General features: G+C 39.9%; 20 protein-coding genes. 9 read left to right on the top strand and 11 right to left on the bottom strand.

Features of this window, described 5'->3' with window-relative positions:
• Positions 1-113: 113 nt before the first annotated feature.
• Complete coding sequence (locus LV92_RS08770; RefSeq protein ID WP_111623269.1) at positions 114-494, bottom strand: hypothetical protein; 381 nt, start codon at positions 492-494, stop codon at positions 114-116.
• Between the two features lie 266 nt (positions 495-760).
• Here LV92_RS08770 and ftsH point away from each other — a divergent pair, with 266 nt between their 5' ends.
• Entirely contained in the window at positions 761-2713 is a 1953-nt protein-coding gene (ftsH, locus tag LV92_RS08765; RefSeq protein ID WP_111623268.1) for an ATP-dependent zinc metalloprotease FtsH, read from the top strand.
• 21 nt (positions 2714-2734) lie between these two features.
• On the opposite strand, the gene LV92_RS08760 is transcribed toward ftsH, so the two are convergent.
• The 7 genes from LV92_RS08760 to LV92_RS08730 form a co-directional block, all read right to left on the bottom strand.
• Positions 2735-4183, bottom strand: a complete 1449-nt coding sequence (locus LV92_RS08760) for an RtcB family protein (protein ID WP_111623267.1) — start codon at positions 4181-4183, stop codon at positions 2735-2737.
• Positions 4184-4186: 3 nt separating this feature from the next.
• Positions 4187-4600, bottom strand: a complete 414-nt coding sequence (locus tag LV92_RS08755; RefSeq protein ID WP_146613526.1) for an archease — start codon at positions 4598-4600, stop codon at positions 4187-4189.
• Positions 4597-5235, bottom strand: a complete 639-nt coding sequence (locus LV92_RS08750; protein WP_111623265.1) for a class I SAM-dependent methyltransferase — start codon at positions 5233-5235, stop codon at positions 4597-4599. The genes LV92_RS08755 and LV92_RS08750 overlap by 4 nt, the downstream gene beginning before the upstream one ends.
• Before the next feature lie 288 nt (positions 5236-5523).
• Positions 5524-6936 carry a S10 family peptidase gene (locus LV92_RS08745; protein ID WP_449371722.1) on the bottom strand — a complete coding sequence of 471 codons (1413 nt, stop codon included), beginning with the start codon at positions 6934-6936 and terminating at the stop codon, positions 5524-5526.
• A gap of 264 nt (positions 6937-7200) precedes the next feature.
• The gene (locus LV92_RS08740; RefSeq protein WP_111623263.1) at positions 7201-7608 is read right to left on the bottom strand and encodes a DUF1398 domain-containing protein; all 408 of its coding nucleotides are present in this window, start codon (positions 7606-7608) and stop codon (positions 7201-7203) included.
• Between the two features lie 71 nt (positions 7609-7679).
• A complete protein-coding gene (locus LV92_RS08735) occupies positions 7680-8492 on the bottom strand; it encodes a helix-turn-helix domain-containing protein (RefSeq protein ID WP_211322952.1) in 813 nt (270 codons plus the stop codon).
• Positions 8493-8806: 314 nt separating this feature from the next.
• Positions 8807-9400, bottom strand: coding sequence for a YceI family protein (locus tag LV92_RS08730; RefSeq protein WP_245946310.1), 594 nt, complete (start codon positions 9398-9400; stop codon positions 8807-8809).
• Positions 9401-9774: 374 nt separating this feature from the next.
• On the opposite strand from LV92_RS08730, the gene LV92_RS08725 reads away from it, so the two are divergent.
• The 6 genes from LV92_RS08725 to LV92_RS08705 all read left to right on the top strand — a co-directional run bounded on the left by LV92_RS08725 (position 9775) and on the right by LV92_RS08705 (position 17080).
• Positions 9775-10467 (top strand): LytR/AlgR family response regulator transcription factor, encoded by a 693-nt coding sequence (locus LV92_RS08725; protein ID WP_111623262.1) that lies wholly within the window; start codon positions 9775-9777, stop codon positions 10465-10467.
• An 815-nt stretch (positions 10468-11282) separates the two neighbouring features.
• Positions 11283-13712 carry a phosphoenolpyruvate synthase gene (gene ppsA, locus LV92_RS08720; protein WP_111623261.1) on the top strand — a complete coding sequence of 810 codons (2430 nt, stop codon included), beginning with the start codon at positions 11283-11285 and terminating at the stop codon, positions 13710-13712.
• Positions 13713-13715: 3 nt separating this feature from the next.
• Positions 13716-13871 carry a hypothetical protein gene (locus LV92_RS21770; RefSeq protein ID WP_170126303.1) on the top strand — a complete coding sequence of 52 codons (156 nt, stop codon included), beginning with the start codon at positions 13716-13718 and terminating at the stop codon, positions 13869-13871.
• 409 nt (positions 13872-14280) lie between these two features.
• Positions 14281-14892 (top strand): flavin reductase, encoded by a 612-nt coding sequence (locus LV92_RS08715; RefSeq protein ID WP_111623608.1) that lies wholly within the window; start codon positions 14281-14283, stop codon positions 14890-14892.
• A complete protein-coding gene (locus tag LV92_RS08710; protein ID WP_111623260.1) occupies positions 14889-16058 on the top strand; it encodes a M20 family metallopeptidase in 1170 nt (389 codons plus the stop codon). The genes LV92_RS08715 and LV92_RS08710 overlap by 4 nt, the downstream gene beginning before the upstream one ends.
• Positions 16059-16060: 2 nt before the next feature.
• Positions 16061-17080 carry a hypothetical protein gene (locus LV92_RS08705; protein ID WP_111623259.1) on the top strand — a complete coding sequence of 340 codons (1020 nt, stop codon included), beginning with the start codon at positions 16061-16063 and terminating at the stop codon, positions 17078-17080.
• Positions 17081-17182: 102 nt separating this feature from the next.
• On the opposite strand, the gene LV92_RS08700 is transcribed toward LV92_RS08705, so the two are convergent.
• Positions 17183-18139 (bottom strand): helix-turn-helix transcriptional regulator, encoded by a 957-nt coding sequence (locus LV92_RS08700; protein WP_111623607.1) that lies wholly within the window; start codon positions 18137-18139, stop codon positions 17183-17185.
• 324 nt (positions 18140-18463) lie between these two features.
• Between LV92_RS08700 and LV92_RS08695 the strand changes: the two genes are divergently transcribed.
• Both LV92_RS08695 and LV92_RS08690 read left to right on the top strand, forming a co-directional pair.
• Positions 18464-18952, top strand: a complete 489-nt coding sequence (locus tag LV92_RS08695; protein WP_111623258.1) for a DinB family protein — start codon at positions 18464-18466, stop codon at positions 18950-18952.
• Positions 18953-18964: 12 nt separating this feature from the next.
• Positions 18965-19183 carry a hypothetical protein gene (locus LV92_RS08690; RefSeq protein WP_111623257.1) on the top strand — a complete coding sequence of 73 codons (219 nt, stop codon included), beginning with the start codon at positions 18965-18967 and terminating at the stop codon, positions 19181-19183.
• 326 nt (positions 19184-19509) lie between these two features.
• Here LV92_RS08690 and LV92_RS08685 read toward each other — a convergent pair whose 3' ends face one another.
• Both LV92_RS08685 and LV92_RS08680 read right to left on the bottom strand, forming a co-directional pair.
• A complete protein-coding gene (locus tag LV92_RS08685) occupies positions 19510-21108 on the bottom strand; it encodes an amidase (RefSeq protein ID WP_211322951.1) in 1599 nt (532 codons plus the stop codon).
• A 287-nt stretch (positions 21109-21395) separates the two neighbouring features.
• A complete protein-coding gene (locus LV92_RS08680; RefSeq protein ID WP_245946336.1) occupies positions 21396-22964 on the bottom strand; it encodes a sulfatase family protein in 1569 nt (522 codons plus the stop codon).
• Between the last annotated feature and the right edge of the window lie 404 nt (positions 22965-23368).

Raw genomic sequence — 23368 nt, 5'->3', positions numbered from 1 at the left:
GGCACTGGCAAATAGATCCTATATTTTCAAATTCAATTGTTGGAAGCTAGTTTGCTTCCCCACAATTTTTAACTTTTTCATTGATCACTTTGGTCAATTCCCCTGTTGATTTTTTAACCGCTTCGATTGCTCCTGCCCCTATTTGCATTATGTTCCTCATGATAACTGCGGATATCATCTTTTTGATACCCCTTGATTCTCTCGTACCTCGTACGCCTTAGGTCCAAATGGCTATATCTAGGTGGTAATACCTTACGCCGTACCCAAACATTTCCTTCCAAATAGATATAAGTACGGGCCGATAGGTCATAGTAAAAACGATAGTTTGGAAAATATACGTAGCGAACCACCTCTAACCGGTTTGGATAGAACCAAGGCGGGGGTGGTAGGTTTGCCTCTGTGGTGAAGACCATTGGGCCACAGCTGGTTACGGCCATGAATATTGATAATAGGGGAATTAATACTCTTGCTCTAAACAATATTTTTGTTTTCATGTCTATAAGAACTTTGAAAACAAAATAAAGTCTTATAAACAAGTCAAGAAATGATCTACATCATGCTGATATTAATTCTAATAATAAAATTGGATAAACCTAGACAGCTAAGGTACTTATAGGTAGGGAAAGCGTTATAAGGTATTGGTAAATTTAAATAGGATAGGTTCCCTATGACCGAAATCATTTTAAGACCTATTCACAAGAGATATCTTTGGATTTGGGTATTGGTTAGGACCTTATATTATTTAGAATTTTAAGTAAAAATGGACAAACAGGTTAAGAAAAAATCGGATTCAGATCCGTCGGAAAAGAAAAATCCAAAATCGCCTTATGGGGGATATGGATATGGTTTGATTTATCTTCTTTTGTTGGCCCTACTACTGGTATTTTCACTTTTCACTAATCCAGTGACCGGTACCAAAGAGATAACCTGGTCGTTTCTCCAAGATTCCCTATTGGTAAAGAAGCAGGTCCACAATATTGTTGTTGTTAATAAGGAAGTAGCTGAAATATACATTAAAAATGGGCATCCAGGAGAGGACACCCAAGTGCCATTTTCCAAAAAGCTATTTAGTACGGCAGAGACACCAAAATTCTATTTGAATATTGGTACGGTAGATATTTTTGAACAAAAATTAGAAAAGGCACAGCAGAATTTTCCTCCGGAAGATAGGATTGAAGTCCAATATCAGAACCGTACCAGTTGGGTGAGCATTCTTTCCTGGCTGTTACCTTTTGGGTTTATTATTTTGTTTTGGTTTTATGTAATTAGGAGAACGGGCGCTGGTTCTAGTGGCAGTTCCCTCTTTAATTTCGGGAAATCCAATGCCAGACTTATGGAAAAGGGAAGCAAGAGTTCAGCCACATTTAATGACATTGCTGGCCTTAAAGAGGCCAAGACCGAGATTATGGAGGTGGTAGATTTTCTCAAGAACCCTGAAACATATACCAAATTGGGTGCTAAAATTCCTAAGGGCGTTATGCTTGTAGGGCCTCCCGGAACTGGAAAAACCTTGATGGCCAAGGCAGTTGCCGGGGAAGCCGGCGTGCCCTTTTTCTCTATGTCGGGGTCGGAATTTGTGGAAATGTTTGTAGGGGTTGGTGCCTCAAGGGTTCGAGATTTGTTTAAGCGCGCCAAGGAAAAGGCCCCCAGTATTATTTTTATTGATGAAATTGATGCCGTGGGACGTTCCAGGGGAAAACTAAACGCCTTTCAGGCCAACGATGAACGTGAAAGTACCTTAAACCAGTTGCTTACCGAACTGGACGGGTTCGGCCCCAATACCGGGGTAATTGTGCTGGCCGCCACCAACCGCCCCGATGTGCTTGACAAGGCATTGCTTCGACCAGGAAGGTTTGATCGTCATATTTATCTGGAATTACCGACGAAAGAAGAACGCATAGAGATTTTTGGAGTTCATTTACGGCCATTAAAACTTTCAAAAAATGTTGATGTAGAGCTCCTTGCGAAATTGAGTCCTGGCTTTTCGGGTGCGGATATAGCCAATATCTGCAATGAAGCCGCATTGATCGCTGCCCGTAAAAAAAAGAAGGTTGTGGAACAATCGGATTTTATGGAGGCAAGGGATCGAATCATTGGGGGCATGGAAAGGAAAAGCAAGATAATTTCACCACAAGAAAAGCAGATTGTTGCCCACCATGAAGCAGGTCACGCTGTGGTAAGCTGGTATTTAAAGAATGTAGATTCCTTGGTCAAGGTATCTATTATACCGAGGGGTAAATCTTTGGGTGCCGCTTGGTATTTGCCCCAAGAACGGCAAATTGTGACCAAATCACAATTCTTGGACCAGATTTGTGCTTCCCTTGGAGGCCGTGCCGCCGAGGAAATTATTTTTAATGAAATCTCGTCCGGTGCCCTGGACGATTTGGAAAAAGTAACCAAACAGGCTTATACCATGGTTGCGTATTACGGATTGGATGAGGAAATAGGCCCGATCAGCTTCTATGATTCCACAGGTCAGAATGAACGAATGTTCGGAAAACCATACAGTGAAAATATGGCCCAAAAAATTGATAAAGAGGTGCAGGATTTGGTAAACACCTCTTATGAAAGAACCAAAGGAATACTAAGGAAGCACAGAACCGAATTGGAAAAACTCGCACAACTTTTATTGGAACAAGAGGTCGTAGAAAAAGACGAGCTAGAAAGAATCCTGGGCAAGCGGGAAATGGAACAACTGTTGGAGGATAAATAGTACGTTAGTAGCTTAATAAAACTATCCTTTTACAACTGCCATTGGCCTTAATTTTGCCACCTTTTTGGCAATTCCGGAGTTTTGAATGGTTTCCACCACTTCATCAACATCCTTATAGGCAATAGGCGCCTCCTCTGCTATACCCTTAAAGGAACCTGCCTGTACATAGATGCCTATTTCCTTGAGTTTTTCTTTGAGTACCGGGGCATTCACCTGTTTTTTGGCAGCCGTTCTGGACAATTTTCTTCCAGCTCCATGGCAACAAGATCCAAAGGAAATTTTTTCGCTCCTATTGGCACCTGCCAATATATAAGAGCTGGTACCCATACTACCTGGGATTATGACGGGTTGTCCTATGTGTTTATACTCCTTGGGTAGGTCTTCAAACCCTGGTCCAAAGGCACGGGTGGCTCCTTTTCGGTGAACCAAAACCTTCAATTTTTCCCCATCAACCTGATGTGTTTCAATTTTGGCAATATTGTGGGCCACGTCATACATTAGCTTTAACGGGTCTACATCAGCACCAAAAACATTTTTCCAGGCCTTTCTCACCTCCCATGAGATGATCTCCCTGTTGCACCATGCAAAATTGGCCGCTGCACACATGGCTTTAAAATAATTTTCTCCTTCTTGGGAATTGAATGGTACACAGGCCAGCTCCCTATCGGGCACCTTGATTCCGTAATTGGGCATTGCAGCCATTATTTCGCGAATATAATCCGTTGCCACTTGGTGTCCTAGCCCTCTGGATCCGGTGTGTATCAGTACCACAACCTGTCCTTTTGAGAGGCCATAAGCCTCGGCAGCTATGGGATCGTAAATCTCATCTACATAATCTACCTCAACAAAGTGGTTCCCGGATCCAATGGTCCCCAACTGATCTGAGCCCCTTTTTTTTGCCATTTCCGAAACCATTGCTGGATCCGCATTATCCAACCTACCATTACTTTCCATATAAGCCAAATCCTCCTTATCGGCATAACCATTATCCACAGCCCATTCCGCGCCCTTGGTCAACACCTCGTCCATTTCTTTGGGATTAAGGTTTATTTGTCCGCCTTTACCCATTCCGGAAGGGATTTGTGCATACATTTCTTTGGATAATTCTTCCAATTTAAATTTTATTTCCTCTGCATTTTGTTGCGAAGTAAGTAGACGTACACCACAGTTTATATCATATCCAATCCCTCCTGGTGAAATGGCCCCATTGGGATATAGTGTCGCTGCCACGCCACCAATGGGAAAGCCATAACCCTCGTGAACATCTGGCATTACAAGTGAGGCGCCTATTAAACCGGGCAAGGAAGCCACATTGACCAATTGTACCAGAGATCTATCCTCCATAATGGCATCCAATAAGGTCTCTGAGGCAATTACCCTTGCGGGAACCAGCATTTGAGGTCTAAAGGTTTGAGGTATTTCCCATAGAAAATCCTCTTTCTTAATAATATCCTGTTTGTTTATTTTCATTTTTCAAATATCAAAAATTATGAATGTTTCCCATGTATTTCCTCTTGTTTTAACTACTTCTGCCTCGTGGTAGGTAACGGCTTTTATTTCTTCATCAAAACCTATTGTTTTTTTTCCATAAATATCCGCAATGACATCCGTGGCCGTAAGTTTTATAAAGATCACTTTGCAATAAATCGACTTTTCCAAATAGGAGTGGGACAGTACTTCGGATAAGAAATCGATCAAAAGACAGGTCGGATCTGTGGCCTTTAGTGCAATATTGGATTTTATATCAAAAGAGTCCTCCGTATCACATATATCCTCTTTTAATATGTTGGCCATACCCAATACCCCGGCCACCATAAGTTCCTTAAAACTATTGCCTTCCACTTTCATACGAATGTCGGCCGTATGGGCAAAATATTGGAACTTCACTTTTTGGTCGCCTTAGCCACAACAAACGAACCTTCGCCAAAACCTGGTCTGGGTATTTGAACCTTGTTTATGGTATCCAAATCACCGAAAAGGGTCTGATTGTATTCTATATTTTTAAATCCAATCTGGCTCAACAGTTTTGAGATATGATCAACGGAATAAAAATGGGCGTCCTTATAAAAATAGCTTCGGTTCCTTTTTTGTTCGTATTCCTTGGCTACCGATCCATCTTTATCCAAAAAGCCTATAATTACTGCACCATTTGGTTTTAGAACCCTGTGTGCCTGGCGAAAGGCTCTTTTCACATCTTTTAAAAAACATATAGTAACGAACAGGACAAAATCGAAGGTCATATCACCATACGGTAATCGTTCTGCAGTACCATCCATAATCTCGATTCCTCTTTTTATGGCCAATTTGGCCATTTCCTTGGAAGGTTCAATACCTTCCTTAATGCCTAGGGGTTCCGCAAACCTTCCAGTGCCAATACCTATTTCTATACCATGAAGATTTTGTGGTAATTTTTGAAATTGTTCCTTCAATGCTAAAATTTCGGACTCATATACTTCTGGATGGTCTTTATACCATTGCTCATATTCCGATACGTGGGTATCAAATGTTTCTATTGTTCCCATAAGATTACTTTTTTACTAAAGTTGGATAAAAAGAATAGCCTGTACAATGACCTAAGTCAATTGCATCTGGGCTTCGGGAAATCAATATCAAAAAAAGGTAAGCCATTATAGGCTAAGGAAGCACACAAGTATATAAACTTTTGCATGTTGCCATTGCCGATTACTATATAAGCCGACAAAAGACCACTATACCTTAGCTGGCCTTGGTGTTTAACGGGTGTGTAAAATTAGATTGTCCATATAGGAAATGTGCATGTCCTAAAATAGTTTCTATCCAAAAAAAAGCAATTAATATTTAGCTGATTGCCCATTTGGCAAACTTTTTTTGATAAACTCCCTTATATCATCATTCGCGGTTTTTAGATCTGCCTTACGTAAATACATCATATGTCCACTTCTATACCCTTTAAAACTTAAACGATCTTTCATTTTTCCGCTTGGGTCTATTTGCCACATGGTATATTTGGAGGTGAAATATGTGGTAGCACCGTCAAAATAACCTGTCTGAAACAGCACATTGAGATATGGGTTAACGGCCATTGCTTTTCTTAAGTTCTCCCTGGTATTATTGTTTTTATCGTCCCTAGGGTGTAGAGGTCCAAACATATTGTATTTTATGTCGGTTTTGAATTTTAAGTTCTCCCGAATGTAAAAATTGATGGCCGGTGTAAAGGAGTGCAACCATGAGGTAAGTTCCGCATTGTAATCGGGCTCTGTGCCAGCCTCTGCCCTATCCAGACCTAAATAGCGCGAGTCCAATCTACCAATAGTGTTGCCAGTTTTATCCCGTAACAATTCTTTCCAGAAAAAATTTGTTGGTACATCTAGATTGTGCTGCAATATGGATTTTTCAGAAAGACCTGAGTAGTAGGCCATCTTTGTCGCTATTTTTTGTTTTTCGGCTATAGGTAGAGAACCTCCCCTGGCCAATGCTGGCATTAAGGTGTTTAAAGTAAATTCTTCGGCTTCGGGCAATATATCCAATAGGTCCTTTTGTTGTAGGGCAACCGGAAGAGCTTTATGGTACCATGCGGCCGCTGTAAAATACGGCAGATTAAAAGATGATGAAATTGGGCTGTCAGATTTAAATACCTTATAATCTGCAGGAGAAACCATTATTACACCGTTGAGATACATCCATTGTTTTTCCTGTAATTCCAATGCCAGTCCGGCTACTCTGGTACCACCATAACTTTCTCCTATAAGATATTTAGGGGAAGTCCATCGTTCATTTCGGGTAATGAAAGTGTTCAACCATTCGGCCAAATATTTTATATCTGCATTTATCCCAAAAAACTTATCTCTTTTTACTTCATCCCCGCTAATTGGAATTGTTCTGGAATACCCGGTGTTTACTGGATTTACATAGACTATGTCCGCAACATCCAAAATGGAATAGGGGTTTTCACGAACCCCGTAAGGTTGAACGGGGTATCCTTCGTCATCGATATTCAACACTTTTGGACCAGTGTAGGCAATATGCATCCAAACAGAAGCTGAACCGGGCCCTCCATTGAATGAAATTAATAAAGGACGGCGATCAAGGTTTTCGCTGGTCGTTTTTTTGTAATAAGTATAGAAAAGCGTAGCGATTGGTTTTCCTGATTCATCCCAAACGGGCTGCATCCCTGTTGTTGCAGTATATGCTATTTTAGCGCCATTAATTGTTGCGGTGTGGGCAGTTATTACAGTGGTGTCCACAGCAATATTTCTATCCTGCGCATTTACTGTAAGAGTTCAAAGCAATAATCCGACAATTAAAAAAGTAACATTTTTCATAGTATCTAATTCTCTTTCTATAAAGGTTAACAGTGTTTTGGTCATCCTTGATGCCAAGGAGTGTAAAAGATTGGTTACAAATTTTATATTGTTTCCTTACCATTAGGGACTGCCCGTAAATATAAAAAAGCGACTTTGAAAAAGTACCAAAGCCGCTTTTATTTTTATAAAATGTTGTTACCGGTTTTATTTCGGAATTTGCTCTACCAATATTCTATTACCTGCTTTATCGTAATATGTACAGGTCATTTTGGTTATATGGACAGCCCATTTTTTAATACCCGATTCTGCACAGTCTTTGCAAAAAGTTGGATAATCTGTTTTACCTTCCTGATGAAGTTTTAAGTCCGTTTGAAATTGCTTTTTATTTGATGTTTCTGTAATGGGTAAGTTTGAGTACTTAGGGGCAGATGTTATTTTGTGGCCATTGTAGCCAAAATAATCCGTATGTCCGTCATGCACAAATGTTTCATAATGGGTAACCCCTAATTCTTTTAGATCCTGAATGTATGCAGGAAAGTCTGCACCCGATTTTACTTTGCTATGTGCTCCACTAATTTGATCTCCTGTAAAAAGAAGTTGTTGATTTCTCATTGTCATTAAATTAAGATTACAGTTCAAAGGTGCAACGACCAAAATCAATGTAATTGTAAAAAATCGTTTATCTACAAGAATCGCTTAAAGTTTACAGGAGTATCCCCAGTAAATTGCTTAAAATTTTTGATGAAATGGGCTTGATCAAAAAAATTATTTTCATAACAGATTTTAGTAAGCGATTCGGTTTTTTCAAGACTTTCAAGTACAGTATTGAAACGCACTATGGAAGTAAATTTTTTTGGTGTCGTTCCAACTACTTTTCTGAAACGTTTTTCAAATGGGCTTTGACTAATAAATAGTCTTTGGTTTAAGTCCTTTATTCTGATTATTCCTTTACTCTGGTAAATAATTTTGACCGCTTCTTCTATAAGTAGGTCTCTTTTAATGTCCTTCAGTTGGGATAACAAAAATTCCTCAACGATTTGGACACGTTGTATATCCGTTGTAGCAAGGACCAATTTTTCCATAACTTCCATTGTCTTGTTCTTATCAAAAACATCCTCGAGCGGAAGGCTTAAGTTGAACAATTCGTTTGCCGGATGTGAATTAAAATGACAAAATCCAAATTCGGTGAAATACACCAAAACTGTTCCTATATCCGCGGAATTCTTAAAGGTTTTATAGCTATCCGAAATTCCCGTTATTCCCGCGCTACGGAGTTTGTTTTCCACATTTTCCTTTAGCGTTGAAAGAAGTCCTTTATATTGAAATCCGACGACTAAACCAGTAGACGGAAAAACTTTATATGCGCTTGGCAAATCATTTTCTGATATTACGTAACGTAGGATAAAGGGTTTTAAAATATCCATCGGTGAATATATATCGAACTTCATGGCTATACCGTCTATTGAGGTTTTTTGTCTTGATGCTAGTAATGGCATATGATTACTTCCATGCTATGACAAAGAATAATAAATACTTTAAAAGGATATTGTACATACTAATAAACCTAATGCTTGCAATTTCCTAAAATGGACCTATATCTTATGGCCCAAATTAGGTTCAGGATATGCTGTGGAGGAAGTAACTGTAAAGATAATTAATATTTTGCCTATAGTTTTGGAATTAATTCACAATAACTGGGATGCACTCCATGAATCTTTGAGTAATCCCATAATTGAAAAGTCCCTTAAAGCAAACGGACTGAAATTATTCCAGCTATTTTAGGCCATTGTTTGGTTCATATATATGAATTTTACTTTTCCTTTAGAACAGCATCCACACTTAAGTCATGTTCGTCATTAACTTGTATAAAGACTATGCTTGGGCGCTCTAAACCATAGTCGGTAATTAACAATGACCAGGAAGCTTTTAATTGAATTGTACCTTCAGAAACAAGTACTAATTCTAAAGGAACGGTTATTTGTCTAGTAGTTCCGGCTAGGGTGAAATCGCCCCTGACCTTGACCGTCTGATTACCCTTTTTATCAAAGTTAAATTCATCGATTAGTTTCCCATCAAAAAGTACATTGGGATTTTTTTCCGCCTCCAGCAGCTCGTACATGTGTTCATCACGTTTGTCCTTATCTGTCTTAATGGATTTTACAGGCAGCTTAAATGCAACTTTTCCAGTTTCGAAATTGATGCTACCCTGTAATTGGTCCGACTTGCCCATATAGGTGTTAAGGGGCATTTTTGCCTGGAAATTGGCGAGACCATCTGTGGTGGAGTATACCTGTGCATTGGAGGTATTGTTACTCAAGAAAAGTAGTAGGATAGATACTTGATAAATCAGGTTTTTGTATTGAAAAAAAATCCCTTCACTTTCAACTTTCATAAATTTCTTCATAAGACTAAGTTTTACTTTCAACTGTTTTTTAATCCCAACCTATGGCCAATACATATTAATTGGACTGGTTGCACGTCTTCATAGAGATTATGAGCCCCTGCTACCCTTCTGCGACTGTTTAAGGGCGATGTTAACCTATGTTTTCTAGTTCATAAATCCTTATTGAACAAATTGGTATAAGAACCCCAAAGGTTTTTGGCCAATACGCACCTGAATCTGAATTGGCCGTTTTATATGTAGCAAATTGAACCAAATGCCTAGACCACAAATATCACCATTTACACAACATCTAAAGTGGTGTTCACATCATTTTTGAGGGTTTGGAAGGCTATTTGAGTATTTTCAACTCGATTTAAACCCACGAGACACACATTATGAAATTAAGAAGCATTATTGTAGACGATTCGTCTATGCAGCGCATGGCCGTAGCCCAATTAGTGAACAAACATCCGAACCTGGCATTGGTAGCCCAATACAGCAATGCCATTGAAGCCAATAACGGGATCAAAAATAATGACATTGATCTTATTTTTCTTGATGTGGAAATGCCAATAATAAATGGCTTTGATCTTTTGGAATCCTTGGAAAATCCACCGCAGGTAATTTTGATTACCGGTAAACCCGATTATGCCCTAAAAGCATTTGATTATGATGTAACCGATTACCTATATAAGCCTATTTCCTCGGCCCGTTTTGAAGCTTCCATAAAAAGAGCCGTGTCCAGACATGAGCAATCCCAGAACCTTACCGCGGAAGAAGAGTATATCTTCGTAAAAAGCAATCTAAAAAAGCGTAAAGTTGTTTTAAATGACATAAAATGGGTAGAAGCTCTTGGCGACTATATTAAAGTGGTGACGAATGAAGGTAATATCGTTATTCTTTCTACCATGAAATCTTTTGAAAAACAGTTGCCCGAGGATAAATTCTTAAGGATACACAAATCCTATATCGTGAATCTGGAAAAAGTAGAAAAGTTCAATAGTAAAAATATTGAAGTAGAAGGAAGACAGGTACCGTTGAGCAGAAACAAGAAAAACGAATTGATGGAGGCGCTTTCCAACGTTTAGCGATTGCACCTATCATTTACCCCCCTCTATTAGGCTGTATTTTTCGTGGTTATCGGGCATTTCCTTTGAATGTGGCAAAGCTTGCCATTGAGTGTCCATGCACAATTTCAAAATCTTCTTTTGCCCAAGTGGCAGTAGGAATTGTATTTATTATCGATAATTTTTCGTTTTCAGAAAATATGTGATAAAATACCAATTCGGCCCATGATAGCCTTAATTACCTAGGTCTAAAGAAATTATTTTAAAATCTTTCAGGGACATATATTGTGAATTTTGAAAGGGGTATATAATCCATTTTGCTTTTAGAAGGTATTCATATTATAGTATCAACTTATCCTTAACACTGGTTATTTCGGAATTCTGCTTCCGTACTAATTATTACTGCTCTATTGATAATGGTGTGGTATGGTTAAATTATAATATGCTTCCTTAGTGTAGCAACTATATTTTTCATCCATATATTTTGGGAAAATCTAAATGTATGGTTAAGAGATTAATAATTCTTAAAAGCTTTTGATTTATGATTATCACTCTTTAAAGGCTGTAACCCTACTAATTTTATTTCCTAAAAAAACCTAATTATTTTAGAACTTGTTGATTTGTGCTTGGGTCAAAAAAAGCTTACATCAAAAACACATGTTGGTACTAAAATTTCAACAACACATAAAAATACTATATTAAGGCATAAAAAGTATTATAAATTGAATTAATATTGGTTGTACACATGGGATAATTGATGAAATTTTGTAGTGTAATAATTTTTTTTGCCAATCTACGAAAACGATTGCGTAAAAATCACTAACCAGCATAGTGTCATGAAAAATAAAAAAGAGTACATCCAAAAATTAAGTGAAGTTGGAATGGATGATCTACCGAGAGTTGGGGGCAAGAATGCCTCACTCGGCGAAATGATCCAGAACCTTACTTCCCAGAACATCAAAGTGCCCAATGGTTTTGCCGTTACCGTGGACGCCTATGATGCGTTTATTGAGGAAAACCATTTAAAGGAAAAGATCAGTGCGGCCTTGGAAGGATTGGACACGACCGACATTATCCAACTGCGCAAAACCGGTTCCAATATCCGGAAACTTATTTCCAACGGAAAATTTCCCGTATCCGTTGAAAAGGCCATATTGGAATATTATTATGTCCTATCCGAAGAGTACGGTCAGGACGCCACCGATGTTGCGGTACGTTCTTCCGCAACGGCAGAGGATCTGCCGGACGCTTCCTTTGCGGGACAGCAATCCACTTATTTGAATATTCGTGGAGGGGAAATGCTCTTGACGGCTATAAGGAGCTGTTTTGCCTCCTTGTATACGGACAGGGCCATCTCATACCGTTCCTCAAGGAACTTTGACCATTTTATCATTAAACTATCGGTCTGTGTACAAAAAATGGTACGCTCCGATCTGGGCTCTTCCGGAGTTGCTTTTTCATTGGATACGGAAAGCGGTTTTAAGGATGTGGTGCTGATCAATGGTGCCTATGGATTGGGAGAGCTCGTTGTGGGAGGGGAAATTTCCCCGGATGAGTTCATAGTGTTCAAACCCACCTTGGAACAGGGGTTCAATGCCATTATAGATAAAAAACTCGGCAAGAAGACACATAAAATGGTGTATGGCAATAAACCCTTTGAAACGGTAAAACAGGTACCTGTAGATCAAAAGATCCAAGATACTTTTTGCTTAAAGGATCCACAGATCATACAATTGGCGCAATGGGTACAAAAAATAGAAAACTACTACAGCTCTGTCCGGGGGTCCTGGTGCCCCATGGATATAGAATGGGCCATAGACGGACTTTCCAATGAACTGTATATTGTTCAGGCCCGTCCGGAGACGATCCATTCCCAGGAACAGACAGAGAGTATAAAGGAATATGAAATTGAGGACGCGGAGCACTTGGCGGACAAACTTCTTCTGGAAGGGGTTGCCGTAGGCGACAAGATCGGTAACGGCAAGGTATATCGGATCTTTACCTTGGATGGAAGGGATGGCAGTGCCGATGAGATAGATTTTAAGGAGGGCGATGTTCTGGTGACCGAAATGACCGATCCGGATTGGGAACCTTTAATGAAGAAGGCCTCGGCCATTATTACCGAAAAAGGGGGAAGAACCTGCCATGCCGCTATTGTGGCGCGTGAAATTGGCGTCCCTGCCATAGTGGGCGCTGCCAATGCCACTACCCTATTGGAAAATGGACAGGACATTACCGTGTCCTGCGCAGAGGGCAATGTTGGAAAGGTGTACCAGGGAAAAATAAAATACAAGCTCCACGAAACCGCATACACGGAATTTCCGAAGACCAGAACCCCCGTCCTAATGAATATCGGTTCTCCGGAACTGGCATTTCAATATAGGAAAATTCCAAATGCCGGAGTTGGTCTGGCACGGGAAGAATTTATCATCAACAATTACATAAAAGTACACCCCTTGGCCTTGTTGAAGCACAAGACCTTGAACGATCCGGCCCTTTCGGCTTCCATAGCCGAATTGATCAAGGGATATGAATCGGAGGAGGCTTTCTTTATCAATAAACTGGCACAGGGCATCGGCAAGATCGGGGCAGCCTTTTATCCCAATCGGGTGATTACCAGGTTATCCGACTTCAAGACCAATGAGTATTTCAACCTGTTGGGAGGGAACCATTTTGAGCCCAAGGAGGAAAACCCGATGATCGGATGGAGGGGAGCTTCTCGTTATTATTCGGAAACCTTTAAGGAAGCTTTTGTAATGGAATGTAAGGCCCTTAAAAAAGTAAGGGACGAATTCGGTCTGGAAAATATTACCATCATGATCCCATTTTGTAGGACCCCACAGGAATTGATCAAAGTACTGAAGATCATGGAAGAAAATGGGCTTAAGAGAGGTGAAAGGGGACTGGAAATTTATTTGATGGCAGAATTGCCTTCCAATGTAATATTAGCTGAGGAGTTCGCCCCAATGATAGATGGTTTTTCCATTGGCTCCAATGATCTTACCCAATTGGTCCTGGGTCTGGATAGGGACTCCAGCTTGGTGGCCCATTTGTACGACGAGCGTAATTGTGCTGTAAAAAGTATGATCAAATCCTTGATATCCTCGGCCAAAAAACATAAGACCAAAGTGGGAATTTGTGGTCAGGGACCATCGGATTTTCCAGATTTCTCGCAATTCCTGATAGAGGAAGGTATAGATACCATTTCGGTAACCCCCGATTCCATGTTAAAAACATTAAAAGTAATTCAAGAAATAGAAAACTAGATTATGAGCAATACTATAGAGGATATCCTTTTGGATGCACACAAGCACAACAAAAGAGAAGAATTATTGGCCTTTTTGGAAAAGATCCGTCAGAAGAATCCGCATAAGGAATTAACAGATCTGTACCAGATGGCCTATGAAAAGATAATTAAGCCCTAAGATTGATATATGGTAATTAGCGGATAGGTCCCTCCCCTTTCCGCTAAAACTATATATGGCAAATTTGTCTTGTAGTTATACAGCCGTTATTAAAAATGATTATGGATTCATTGGTCATCAATAATATTGAACGGCTAAAATTTCTGTACCAGGTCTAATTCCTTATTAGTGATACCCGTATTTCAAAAGCCTTAGGCTCCTTGAAAAACAATAGTCCAACGCACCCAGCCGTTTTAGTGGGGTTTCTTGTGGAAGCCGCAAATCATACGGAATTACCAATAGATGTTTCCGAACAACATTTTGGCCCATATAACACGATAAAGGCATGGTTTAAGGATGTCCTTATGACCAATGTCAGTTAAATTTCCCACTGTCCTTTGTAAATTTGGTAGGAACCTTAGGTATTACCATGGAAAAGCAGTTACACGATAATTATGTGCGGATATCGACCAATTCGTCTATTTGGGATTATTTCTTTACGGTTGCTCCCTTAATTATTGTCGGTACCAAAGAAGGCAATGGGTATGACATGGCCCCTAAACATATGGCTACACCCTTGGGACCATCCAATTATTTTGGTTTTCAATGTACACCAAAACATTCCACTTATCACAACATAAAAGAAAAGAAGGAATTTGCTGTAAGCTTTCCTATTCCCGATCAAGTTTTGTTAGCATCATTGGGTGCTTCCCCAAGAAACCCTGACTTGGAAAAATCGGTACAAATTGTAGAAGCATTACCAACAGTTAAGGCTACTACAATAGATGCGCTATTTGTTGAAAATTCCTATTTATATCTTGAATGCGAGTTGTTCAAAATTATAGATGGTTTCGATGACTATAGTTTTATAACGGGCAAAATCAAGACTGCCTTTGTACATAAAGACTATTTAAGGGTTTCCGAGATGGATGAACAGGGACAAATAAATGAATATCCCTTACTGGCTTACCTAGCCCCTGGAAGGTTCTCCTCTATTGCCCAGACCTATAATTTTCCATTTCCCAAAGGTTTCAAAAAATGATAGAGCACAAAGAAATAGCGAATCATATAAGGGAGTTCTTAGAGGCCCATCACGAAAAGATAATTCAGTTTCTAAAAGATCTGGTTGCTTTGGAATCGCCTTCTAGGGAAAAAGAAAAGCAACATATAATCCTCGATTTTTTAAAAGAAAAATTTGAAAATATTGGTTATCAGGTGATTAAGGTTCCGGGCAATAATACTGGTGGTTACCTTTATGCTAGGCCCGTTGACAGGGATAGGAGTCTACCTTTACAGCTTATAATAGGACATTGCGATACAGTTTGGCCAACGGATACAATAAAGACTATGCCAATATCTTATGAAAATGGCATGATCAAAGGACCTGGAATCTATGACATGAAGGCAGGCCTTACACAATTGTATTTTTCATTAATGGCTCTGAAGGATATACCGGTTCCCTTAAAGGTAACACCAATCATACTTATAAATTCGGACGAGGAAATAGGGAGTAGGGAATCTACCAATTCCATTAAAAGATTGGCCAAAATATCAAATCGGGCCTATGTACTGGAACCTCCACTTGGCCTAGATGGAAAGCTCAAGACGGCTAGGAAGGGTTTGGGGCGTTTTACTTTGACCGTTACTGGAAAAGCGGCACATGCAGGTTTGGATCCTGAAAAGGGGATCAATGCCATAGTGGAGCTGTCCCATCAGGTACAGCAACTATATGCGATGAACGATTTTGAAAAAGGAATTACCGTTAATGTCGGAATGATCGAGGGTGGTATTTCACCCAATGTGGTAGCCCCGGAAAGTAAAGCAGTGGTGGATGTACGCGTTTTGAACGATGCCGATGGAAAACTGATTACCAATAAAATAATGGGATTGAAACCTTTCTTGCCCAATGTACAATTGACCATTGAAGGTGGCATTGGACGACCTCCCATGGAAAAGACGCCTCGTAACCAAGAGCTGTGGAAAATAGCCGAACAACACGGGCGAGAACTAGGCATCTATTTGGAGCAAGCTACTTCTGGAGGGGGCTCCGATGCCAATACTACCAGTATTTTTACCGCTACCTTGGACGGACTGGGCACCCCGGGAGACGGGGCGCATGCCCCTCATGAGTATGTTTTTGAAAACAAGTTAATTGAACGCACGTCTTTATTGACGCTATTGCTCCTGACAGAACCATTAAACAGATAAGCATGAAAAATCTATTTATATATACTTCCCTTACCCGGATTTCCGATTTGGAGGAAAAAGATTTTAATGTTAAAGCTCTACCCAAGGAACAATGGCAGACTGGGGATTATGTGGTCTGCAAAATTTTGGACCCTGGAAGTAGCTCCCTGCTTTTGGAGCTTTCCAATGGGAGGATGCGTGGTGTAATCGGAGGAGAGTCAATAGTTGGTGCCTTGGGCGAACGCTATGCAACGCTGGAGGCTACCGGTACCTGGCGAAAAGTTGGGGAAGACCTTAAAATGAATGTACTTACAGGGGCAGGACTCCTTGGTAAATTGACCTCCAAATCTGCTTTTATGCCCAATATGATGGAGTTGGAATATATAGGTCACGCCCATAGGAACGGTAAGGCGTTAAACATGCAGGATTTTGTTAAGCCTTCTGTAAATATTCCTTTTACTACCCCGGTCGTTCTTTTTGTGGGTACTTCTATGTCTGCTGGAAAGACTACTTCTGCCCGAATTGTTACCAATCTGTTTAAAGCGGCAGGCCACAAAGTAGTTGGTGCAAAACTAACTGGAGCCGGACGTTATAAGGATATATTGGCGATTAAGGATGTTGGTGCAGATGCAGTGATGGATTTTGTTGACGTAGGCCTCCCCTCTTCCATCTATCCCAAGGATGCCTTTAAGAATAAATTGCAGCAGCTGTTGAGTAAAATGGAACATCAAATGGCAGATGTAGCCATTGTTGAAATTGGAGCTTCACCCTTGGAGCCTTACAATGGGGATATTGCTATAGATGCCATTAGGGAACAAATTAAATGTATCATATTAGCGGCCTCCGATCCCTACGCCGTTTATGGCCTAATGAAGGCTTTTGACCTAAAACCCGATATAGTAACGGGTATTGCCTCCAATACGATGGCCGGTAAGGAAATGGTAGAGAAACTTTGTAAAGTAAAGGCAATGAACATTATAGATGCTTCCACTACAGAAGAACTTAAAAGTATTCTATCCGAAAAAACGGGCTTTGCGTTATAGGCCAAGTGGCCGTTCAATAAAGGACATTTGACCTTTCCAGATCCCGACCATCCTCATTTACTAGAAAAGACTAAAGAGTTGCCCATACTATACGGAAACTTCTTAAAGATTGGATGCCGTTTTTTCCAAGATGGCCCTAACGCGATGTCTTAGTACTTCGGGCTCTATAATCTCGGCATAATCTCCAAACATGAGATACCACCTAGGAAATCCATGTTCTAGATCCGATGTCATAAATGTCATTTCCACTTTGTTGCCCTTCACTTTTTCAGAAACAAAGCCGTAATGTTTCCTATTGCTGTTAATAAACCTAGCAATGTTCTTATCCACCAATATTCTTACCTTGGTTTTTTGAACATTAACGTCTTTGCTCAAATGCTCATCCAAACTCCCATGTTCTCCGGTAAAGGAAAGAGAGGTTCTTCCAATGCCCAACATCCTGTCCGTTCTAAATTGTCTGTAATCACTTCTATAGTGACAATATCCCAGAACATACCAAAAATTATTTTCATGAAATAGTCCTACAGGTTCAATATGCCGATCTGAAGGGTGCTCGCTCTGCATGGAGTGATATCTTAAATATACCTGCTTTTTTTCAGCTATACTTTCAAAAAGTATTTCAAGTGCATTGGGCAGGTCTTCATTGAACAACTGTTGTGATGGGTCTACGGATATTTGGGACTCCAGGGCAGAAATCCAGTCTTTTTCACTTCCCCTTAAAATCGACTTCAGCTTGAACATTGCGGATTGATGATAGCTGCCAAGCGACTTGTCCACAAACTTCTGCATTAATTTTTCGGCAGCCACAAAGCTGCCTACTTCCTCACGGGTAAACATGACCGGCGGTAGCCGATAGCCTTCCATAATGGAATAGCCAACACCCGCTTCACTTATTATGGGGACACCAGAGGCTTCCAGGGTTCTAATATCCCTATAAATAGTTCGTAAACTTACCTCAAATCGGTCTGCCAACTCTTGCGCCTTTACAATACGCTTTGATTGTAATTGCACCAAGATCGCCACTATACGATCAAAACGATTTACCGTATCTCTACCCATAATTGACTGACATATATCCCAAAGATAGGATTTCAAATAAAAGTATAATTCAAAAATTGACTTTGTTTTGTCCATATGGTTAAAGGATTAACGATGCTAAACTTTCACGTACCGATACTTTTAAAATCAGTTTACAAATAAAAGGAGTCTAGGTGACAACCTTATGTCAACATTGGTCTTCTGATTTGTACGAATGACTGTAATGGTTTGATAATAAGATTCTTAAATAATTTTTTGTAAATATTTTTTTACTACTGACACAGGGCTGTCACTACCCATATTTAATTTTGATCATGAAATATTAACCAATAAAAATTTAGAACTATGCACACTACATTGAACAAGACCCCACAAGTTATTTCATCACAAGAATTGCTGGATCATTGGCAAGGACATAGGGCGCTTACACGTAGGACTATTGAAGTTTTTCCCGAAGAGGCCTTTTTTAGCCATACTATTGGGGGTATGCGCACATTCGCCGAAATGGTTATGGAGCTGTTGGGAATTGCCGGACCCGGTATAAAGGAAATTGCCACTGGTAAGTCAGCTACCCTTAACGAGCATTTGGATCACGGTAATAAAAAAGACAGACTGCTGGAACTTTGGGATGAGGCTACCATGGAAATCAATACTTATTGGGCCCAGATCAAGGAGGAGCAATTTCAACAGAACATCAAAATCTTTGGTCAATATGAAGGTACGGTAAGGTCTTCCATCTTTTACTTTATAGACAATGAAATTCACCATCGGGGACAGGCTTACGTTTATCTAAGGTCTTTGGGAATAGAACCACCAGCATTTTACGAACGCTAATTGAATTGAAACATGAAAGAAGTTTTGGTATTTAAGACATCAATTAACAGTAAACGGGAAGTGAAAGTCTTGAAACCGGATTTGAACAAATTAATTGCCAATAATGGCTATTGGAATTTTGACCTGGAGGATTGCGACAATATCCTCCGGGTCGAAACCCAGATGGTCACGGCAACCACTATAACAAGTTTGTTGAAAAATCATGGTTTTTTCTGTGAGGAATTGTATTGATTAAGGGGGGGGATTTGTTTTTAATTGTTAATGAGTTGTTTCGGGTTGTGTAGGCAGATCGATAGAGTACCCTTTCTGGTTTCCGATATTGCTATCGGGAGAGAAGTCACAAATATTAGGCGTGCAGTTCAGTAATGGTAATCCTTTATCTTTGCAATTTTAGAGACCTGGTACATTACCTACAGAGTTTCGTTGAGCAACAAGTTTAATTTAGCTCATGACATATTTATTTTACTGGTATTCACGAACCTTCGGTTTAGCTTCGCTGAATCTTCGATTTCTCTAGTTTTCTCTCGTTGGTCGAAATGACCGGCTTTAATCCAAAATTACTCTGGAGTAAGAAACTTAGGGGCTTTACGATGTTTAGTTCCTTGTTCGTAGGCATAGGCTATTTCCAATAAAACGGGCTCACTCCAGGCGCGGCCAAAAAAAGATATACCAACAGGTAACTCATCAACGTAGCCCATAGGCACCGTTATATTGGGGTATCCAGCTCTTGCTGCTGGAGAAGAACTTCCCAACTGAAAGCTATCTCCGTTTATCAGATCAGTTTTCCAGGCAGGGCTTCCAGTGGGTGCTATTATGGCATCCAGATGATGTAAATTCATAATCCTGTCTATTCCTTCTTCCCTACTCCATTTTAGCATGTTGGCCAAAGCTTCCAAGTAAGCTCCATCAGTTAGGTCTCCCTTTTCCTGGGCCATCTCCAGGTATCTCTGATTATAAAATTTTAATTCTATGGAATCCTTTCGATTAAATGCGATCAGCTCTTCTAAACTTTTGATAGCTGCATTTGGTCCCAGAGATCGAAAATATTTGTTCAATCCGTCTTTGTATTCATATAACATAACTTGAAATGAATAACCACCAACGTCGGCACTTGATATCTCATTTATATCAATGATTTCTGCGCCCTGACGCTTCATAAAAGCTACCGCTTTAGACATCAAGGTATCCACTTTATAATTTTTACCTAGCGGTATTTGGTATAGCCCAATTCTCTTGCCCCTTAATCCGTCCTCTTTTAGGAATTGTGTATAATCCTTATAAAATTTCTCTTGGCCTGCCAATGTTTTTTCATCGGCCGGGTCAATCCCTGTCAGTACTCCCAAACAAATGGCAGCGTCCAACACGGTCCGTGCCATAGGTCCGGGGGTATCTTGGGTATAGGAGATGGGAATTACTCCAGAGCGGCTAACAAGGCCTACAGTTGGCTTGATGCCCACGATACCATTGCTATTAGAAGGACAGACAATGGAGCCATTGGTTTCAGTGCCTATCGCCAACATGCTTAGATTGGCAGAAACGGCAACGGCAGAACCAGAGCTAGAGCCACATGGATTACGATCTAAAACGTACGGATTTTTGGTTTGTCCCCCAACACCACTCCAACCACTTGAAGATAATTCACCTCGGAAATTTGCCCACTCGCTCAAATTGGCTTTTCCAATGATAATGGCTCCCCCTTCTTTCAATTGTTTGGCAACATGGCTATCCCGTAAGGGGTAAGAATTTAGCAGGGCCCTAGAACCTGTAGTTGTCGCCATTTTATCATGGGTATCTATATTATCCTTTAGTAAGATGGGGATTCCATGTAGTGGTCCTCTGATGTTTCCCTGAGCCATCTCCAAATCTAACTGTTCCGCATTTTTAATGGCGTCAGGATTTATTTGAATTATAGAATTAAGCGAGGGGCCACTTCTATCGATCTCCTCAATCCTTTGTAAATAGGCTTCCACCACCTCCTTGATGGTGTAGTTACCGTCCTTAAATCCCTGTTGTAATTCATCTATGCCTAGTTCCATAAATCTGAAATTATCAGTTTCAGCTGACTGTTTTTTTTCAGAGGAAACCTGACAGGAGAGTTGTAATAGCAAGAGTATGAAAAAGACCTTTTTGAACTTATTGAAGAAGATATTACTCATATTATTCATTTTTGGTTAATGTCCGATGCTACTACAGTACAGGAGCAAACTAGCGTTTGCTTTAAGCTAAGCACATAGTGAAATCTTTTGCTTTTGTTTTTTCATTTTTACAGTCCAACCTTTTAAGGCTTTAATGTAATCTGTACCAAGCCGCTAATTAAGGCAGCAAGGTGCTATGGGGAACCTTACAAAAGCCTTGAATGTCATAGATGCCTCAACTAGGTAGAAATTACATAGTATATTTCTCTAAAAACACACTTTACACTTTAATACCAATAGCCAAATTTTCAATCATTCCAATGCGCATCAATTACTTTTTGGATGTGCGGATAATTCACATCGGTCTCGTTGAGATCTTCCCGCAACGTGATCAGCTGTTCCTTTAAGTCCTCGATTATATCTTTATAATTGGGGTCATTATAGGCATTGTTCATTTCCTTCGGATCTTGTTTAAGATCATAAAACTCCCAAGCCACAGGCGTATGGTTGGAAAAGTCATTGCCCCAACTATCCTTGTTCCATACAGCATTTGGATCCTCGGTATCTACCCAGTATTTACCATAGAAAAATATTAATTTATGGTCCTTGGTCCTAATACCAAAGTGGGCGGGGTTTTGATGGCGGTGGGCCATATGCATCCAATAACGATAGTAGGTGGCCTGTTGCCAACCTTCAGGCTCCTGTCCCGTTTCCAAAATAGTTTTAAAACTGTGGCCCTGCATATAATCAGGGGTCTTCCCCCCTGCCAATTCAATTAAAGTCGGAGCAAAATCTGTGTTGTTGATAATAGCATCGGTACGTGTTCCTGCTGCAATGGATTTAGGATATCTCACAAAAAATGGCATGCGCATGGATTCTTCGTACATCCATCTTTTGTCTATGTAATCGTGTTCGCCCAACATAAAACCTTGATCCCCGGTATAGACAATAATGGTATTGTCCAAAAGATTTTCCGCTTCTAAATAATCCAACAACCGCTTTACATTATCGTCCACACCCTTAACACATCTCAGGTATTTCTTTAAATAATCCTGGTAGACTTTACTGGTATAGTCTTTTTCTTCCGCTGTCATTTCCCACTTTACATATTCCGATGGGGCAATATCTCTTGCATTCCTATATTTTTTATAAACAGTGGTATCGTTCCAATATATATTGTTGGCCTGATGGCGAATTAGGTTACGGTGTGAAACGGAGGATCCTATTATCCTGGTAAGGGAATCGTTTTTGCCCCTGGTAGCTATTGATCCATTATTGCCATTATTGTATAGACTTTCCGGTTCGGGAATAAAAGTATCGGCCAAATATTCCTCATATCGGGGTGCATATTCAAAATCGTCATGTGGAGCTTTAAAATGGTGCATCAAGAAAAAAGGTTTGCTGGGATCCCTTTTATTTTTTAGATAATCCAAGGTAATATCCATGATGTTATCCGAGGAATGCCCTTTTGTCTTTACCACATTATCAGGCCATGATTTTTCACCCCTCACTAGAAATTCTGGATCAAAATAGTCACCTTGTCCGGGCAATACCTTATAGTAATCAAAAGCTGCCGGCTCGTCATGTAAATGCCATTTACCAACAATAGCCGTTTGATACCCCAATATTTTCAACTCTTTAGGCAGATATTGTCTTTCAATCCCTATAATACCTTCTAGGTCCAAAACTCCATTGGTCTGCGGGTATTGTCCAGAAATAATAGAAGCCCTACTCGGAGTACATATGGAATTGTTTACAAAACAATTGTCAAAAATTATTCCTTCGTTGGCAATCTTGTCCAAGTTTGGGGTCGGATTTAATCCGGCCAGCCTACTCCCATAAATACCAAAGCCCTGGGTAGTATGGTCATCGGACATGATGTATATTATATTGGGTTTTGTTATTTCCTGTTCTGCGGTCTTGTCCCCACACGAGAAAAGTGACAAGGCAACTAATACAAATAATAAGGCGGTTGGAGTATTTGGTTTTTTCAAAATAATAATTTTTGGTTCGGATTATAAAAATAATCCTTTTAAGCTTTAGTAAGTTTACAGATGTTTAAATAAATACCGATTAAGTTTTTTTGACCATTAGGGAGTCTGTTGTATTAATGGAGGCCCAAAACTATATAATAAGGCAATAACATGGCCTTTTTCACTACTTTAGATTTTCCTCGGACAACAATAATTCCGAATGCACTTTTTTTTAGTATTTTAGGATATTGATCACCTAATTTTATGCTATAAGGATAATATTAACCTTTCAAATAATTAATTCTGAA

The organism is Arenibacter echinorum, from assembly GCF_003259375.1.
Taxonomy (GTDB): Bacteria; Bacteroidota; Bacteroidia; order Flavobacteriales; family Flavobacteriaceae; genus Arenibacter; species Arenibacter echinorum.
This window is presented reverse-complemented; position numbering and strand designations above follow the sequence as displayed.

Excerpts from the sequence above, each read along its gene's own strand:
- LV92_RS08770 (WP_111623269.1), bottom strand. The coding sequence starts at position 494 with ATGAAAACAAAAATATTGTTTAGAGCAAGAGTATTAATTCCCCTATTA.
- ftsH (WP_111623268.1), top strand. The coding sequence starts at position 761 with ATGGACAAACAGGTTAAGAAAAAATCGGATTCAGATCCGTCGGAAAAG.
- LV92_RS08760 (WP_111623267.1), bottom strand. The coding sequence starts at position 4,183 with ATGAAAATAAACAAACAGGATATTATTAAGAAAGAGGATTTTCTATGG.
- LV92_RS08750 (WP_111623265.1), bottom strand. The coding sequence starts at position 5,235 with ATGGGAACAATAGAAACATTTGATACCCACGTATCGGAATATGAGCAA.
- LV92_RS08740 (WP_111623263.1), bottom strand. The coding sequence starts at position 7,608 with ATGAGAAATCAACAACTTCTTTTTACAGGAGATCAAATTAGTGGAGCA.
- LV92_RS08735 (WP_211322952.1), bottom strand. The coding sequence starts at position 8,492 with ATGCCATTACTAGCATCAAGACAAAAAACCTCAATAGACGGTATAGCC.
- LV92_RS08730 (WP_245946310.1), bottom strand. The coding sequence starts at position 9,400 with ATGAAGAAATTTATGAAAGTTGAAAGTGAAGGGATTTTTTTTCAATAC.
- LV92_RS08725 (WP_111623262.1), top strand. The coding sequence starts at position 9,775 with ATGAAATTAAGAAGCATTATTGTAGACGATTCGTCTATGCAGCGCATG.
- ppsA (WP_111623261.1), top strand. The coding sequence starts at position 11,283 with ATGAAAAATAAAAAAGAGTACATCCAAAAATTAAGTGAAGTTGGAATG.
- LV92_RS21770 (WP_170126303.1), top strand. The coding sequence starts at position 13,716 with ATGAGCAATACTATAGAGGATATCCTTTTGGATGCACACAAGCACAAC.
- LV92_RS08715 (WP_111623608.1), top strand. The coding sequence starts at position 14,281 with ATGGAAAAGCAGTTACACGATAATTATGTGCGGATATCGACCAATTCG.
- LV92_RS08710 (WP_111623260.1), top strand. The coding sequence starts at position 14,889 with ATGATAGAGCACAAAGAAATAGCGAATCATATAAGGGAGTTCTTAGAG.
- LV92_RS08705 (WP_111623259.1), top strand. The coding sequence starts at position 16,061 with ATGAAAAATCTATTTATATATACTTCCCTTACCCGGATTTCCGATTTG.
- LV92_RS08700 (WP_111623607.1), bottom strand. The coding sequence starts at position 18,139 with ATGGGTAGAGATACGGTAAATCGTTTTGATCGTATAGTGGCGATCTTG.
- LV92_RS08695 (WP_111623258.1), top strand. The coding sequence starts at position 18,464 with ATGCACACTACATTGAACAAGACCCCACAAGTTATTTCATCACAAGAA.
- LV92_RS08690 (WP_111623257.1), top strand. The coding sequence starts at position 18,965 with ATGAAAGAAGTTTTGGTATTTAAGACATCAATTAACAGTAAACGGGAA.
- LV92_RS08685 (WP_211322951.1), bottom strand. The coding sequence starts at position 21,108 with ATGAGTAATATCTTCTTCAATAAGTTCAAAAAGGTCTTTTTCATACTC.
- LV92_RS08680 (WP_245946336.1), bottom strand. The coding sequence starts at position 22,964 with ATGTCCGATGACCATACTACCCAGGGCTTTGGTATTTATGGGAGTAGG.